The sequence below is a fragment of the Actinobacillus ureae ATCC 25976 genome, from assembly GCF_000188255.1.
GTDB classification, from domain to species: Bacteria; Pseudomonadota; Gammaproteobacteria; order Enterobacterales; family Pasteurellaceae; genus Actinobacillus; species Actinobacillus ureae.
In genome coordinates, this window is record NZ_GL831080.1 from 1,032,149 (window position 1) to 1,035,873 (window position 3,725).

Genomic DNA, 3,725 nt, shown 5'->3' on the forward strand with positions numbered 1-3,725 from the left:
TTGGCTTGAATGCCTAATAAATCTGCAGCTGTTCTGGCTGTCACTTCTGCAACAAAAAATTCGAGCAATCTTCTTTGTATAGATTTCTTTAATTTACAATGGGTTATCTTCATTTTTGTAGTATAGCATTCTTGCTAATCTACTACAGCCCCTAAAATTTTTATAAGAAGGTTTTATAACCCGACCGCTTGAAAACATCTCCGTTTTCAAGCGGTCTTTTTGATGCATTATATTAAAAATAAATTAAAAAGTTTTTTACTTGCCAATTAGCAAAGAAAAGAAAAACGTGTAGAATAGTAAGGCTTACAACTAACATTATTATTTGTTATACATTTTTAGAGTACTATTTAAATGAAAACAACTTCAGAAATTAGACAATCCTTCTTGGATTTCTTCCATAGTAAAGGACATACCGTTGTACCAAGCAGTTCTTTGGTACCAGAAAATGACCCTACCTTATTATTTACTAATGCAGGGATGAACCAATTTAAAGATGTTTTTCTCGGCTTAGAAAAACGACCTTATACTCGAGCAACTACCGCGCAACGCTGCGTTCGTGCCGGTGGTAAACATAATGACTTAGAAAATGTAGGCTATACGGCACGCCATCATACTTTCTTTGAAATGATGGGTAACTTCAGTTTTGGTGATTACTTTAAACAAGATGCAATTCAATTCGGCTGGGAATATTTAACTTCTCTGCAATGGCTTGGGCTTCCGAAAGAAAAATTATATGTAACGGTTTATGAAACGGATGATGAAGCTTATGACATTTGGAATAAAATTGTAGGTGTACCAACTGATCACATTATTCGTATCGGTGATAACAAAGGCGCACCTTATGCTTCGGATAACTTTTGGGCAATGGGCGATACTGGTCCGTGTGGTCCTTGTACAGAAATCTTTTATGATCACGGAGATACTTTCTGGGGTGGTTTACCAGGAACGCCAGAAGAAGATGGCGACCGTTATATCGAAGTATGGAATATCGTATTCATGCAATTTAACCGTCAAGCAGACGGTACCATGGAAAAACTACCGAAACCATCTGTAGATACGGGTATGGGTTTAGAGCGTATGACGGCAGTAATGCAGCACGTAAACTCAAATTATGAAACAGATATTTTCCAAACATTGATTAAAGAAGTTGCAGGTTTATTAAATGTAACCGATTTAGACAATAAGTCTTTGCGTGTTGTGGCAGACCATATTCGTGCTTGTTCATACTTAATTGCGGATGGAGTTATTCCGTCAAATGAAGGACGTGGTTATGTATTACGTCGTATTATTCGTCGAGCAGTACGTCATGGTAACTTGTTAGGTGCAAAAGAAGCTTTCTTCTACAAATTAGTACCTACACTTGCAACCGTAATGGGACATGCAGGCGAGATTTTAACCCAGAAACAAGCGCATATTCAAAAAACACTAAAAGCGGAAGAAGAGCAGTTTGCTCGTACACTTGAGCGTGGCTTAGCATTATTAGAAGATGCTTTGACTAAAGTAGAAAATAATACGCTTTCAGGTGAAGTTGCATTTAAACTTTATGATACTTACGGCTTTCCATTAGATTTAACTGCCGATGTATGTCGTGAACGTAATATCACGATTGATGAAGCAGGTTTTGAAGCAGAAATGAGCGCTCAGCGTGAGCGTGCTAAAGCAAGCAGTAACTTTGGTACTGACTATAGCAATGTGATCAAAGTAGATGGTCAAACAGACTTTATCGGCTACGATAACTTAGAAGCTCAAGCGACAATTGTTGGTTTATTTAGTAATGGTAAGGCAGTTGATACAATCCACTCAGGCGAGTCAGCAGTTATTATTCTTGATCAAACTCCATTCTATGCAGAAATGGGGGGGCAAGTTGGTGATAACGGTTTAATTTCTACAGAAATTTGTGAATTTACTGTAAGTGATACTCAAAAATATGGTCAAGTTTTTGGACATGTCGGCCAATTAACATCAGGTAGTTTGGCTATTGGTGATAAAGTTACTGCACATGTGGAAATAAACCGTCGTCAGGCAATCACAGCAAATCATAGTGCAACACACTTATTACATTCAGCATTGCGTGAAGTATTAGGTGATCATGTAGCACAAAAAGGTTCATTGGTGTCTGAAGATGCATTGCGTTTCGATTTCTCTCAACCAGAAGCCATTACCAAAGCGCAGTTAGAAGAAATTGAACGTATCGTAAACCGTAATATTCGCGAGAATATTCAAGTAGTTATCGAAACAATGGATATTGAGTCTGCGAAGCAAAAAGGTGCGATGGCATTATTCGGTGAGAAATATGGTGATGTTGTCCGAGTTGTTGGCATGACTGAGTTCTCAATTGAACTTTGTGGAGGTACCCACGTCCAACACACAGGCGAGATTGGTTTATTCAAACTAGTTTCTGAAGGTGCTGTTGCGGCAGGCGTAAGACGTGTAGAAGCCGTAACAGGCGAAAAAGCAATGGATTGGTTACATAATCAGCAAAGAGTCATTCAGCAAAGTGCTGAATTATTAAAAGCGGATAGTAACTCATTAGTTGAAAAAATTCAGCAGCTTCAAGATAAGGCTAAGCGTACAGAAAAAGAGCTTCAGCAGCTTAAAGATAAATTTGCTGCACAAGCCGGTTCTGAATTAGCAAAACAAGCTAGTCAAATTAACGGTGTAAATGTCATTGTTCAGAAACTTGAAGGTGTAGAAACTAAATCGTTACGTACGATGGTTGATGATCTTAAAAATCAATTTGAAAATGCCATTGTCGTTTTTGGTAGCGTAGCAGATGATAAAGTAAACTTAATTGTTGGTGTTACAAAGGATCTTTCAAGCAAAGTTAATGCTGGTGAACTGGTAGGTGCTATGGCACAACAGGTTGGTGGTAAAGGTGGTGGGCGAGCTGATATGGCGATGGCTGGCGGTTCAGAACCACAACATCTTGATTCAGCACTCAAATTTGCGCAAGAATGGATTCAAGCGAAACTTTAATAATTTAAAAGAGGCAAGGCTGAGAGATAAAGCCTTGCCATAAAAGTTCTATATGAGTGTAATAGAGCTTTTAACCTAGGAGATTAACTATGCTTATACTAACTCGTAAAATCGGGGAAAGTTTACTAATAGGGGATAACGTTGAGATAACTGTACTCAGTGTTCGAGGTAATCAGGTAAAATTGGGTGTAAACGCACCAAAAGAAATCTCAGTTCACCGTGAAGAGATTTATCACAGAATTAAAGCATTGGCAGATGATACTGCTGATGAGAAGCAAGAATAAATATTTCTCCAATTAGTAGAGATAAGGATTCAAGCCATGAGTAAACTTACTTGTTCTAAAGCTTGTGATATTCGTGAGCAACTCGGTATTGAATTAAATACGGATATTGCCCAGCGAATCGGAAGTGCTTTGGACCAATTTCTGAATCCGAAAAGTATTACTATTGGTGATGATGTACACATTAACGAGTAATGAACTTAAAAGTATAACTCACCATTAATTACTAAATTCAGGTGTAAATGTTATTGATTTGGAATTAACAGATACGGAAGATGTTTACTTTAAACTTCATTTTTGAAAATGATAGATGGCGGTATTCAAGTAACTGCTAGCTATATCCGAAGGACTACAATAGGGATGAAATTGGGGCGGATTGATGCCCAATTAGTGCTGATACAGGTTTAGCGGAAAATAATTTCCCAGTAGCAATAATGTGGTGTATATGCACAGAAAAGATATGTAGGC

At 37.9% G+C, this 3,725-nt stretch carries 2 protein-coding genes and 2 pseudogenes; 3 read left to right on the forward strand and 1 reads right to left on the reverse strand.

All coding sequences use genetic code 11. The features are described 5' to 3' along the window. Positions 1 to 113, reverse strand: a pseudogene (locus HMPREF0027_RS11945) (IS1595 family transposase); the annotation flags it as partial. 238 nt (positions 114 to 351) lie between these two features. On the opposite strand from HMPREF0027_RS11945, the gene alaS reads away from it, so the two are divergent. The 3 genes and pseudogenes from alaS to HMPREF0027_RS13005 form a co-directional block, all read left to right on the forward strand. Beyond that, complete coding sequence (alaS, locus tag HMPREF0027_RS04910; protein ID WP_005622703.1) at positions 352 to 2,976, forward strand: alanine--tRNA ligase; 2,625 nt, start codon at positions 352 to 354, stop codon at positions 2,974 to 2,976. Positions 2,977 to 3,065: 89 nt separating this feature from the next. Next, positions 3,066 to 3,260, forward strand: coding sequence for a carbon storage regulator CsrA (csrA, locus tag HMPREF0027_RS04915; RefSeq protein WP_005622704.1), 195 nt, complete (start codon positions 3,066 to 3,068; stop codon positions 3,258 to 3,260). Between the two features lie 36 nt (positions 3,261 to 3,296). Further along, positions 3,297 to 3,725 (forward strand): annotated as a pseudogene (locus HMPREF0027_RS13005) (phosphomannomutase CpsG); the annotation flags it as partial.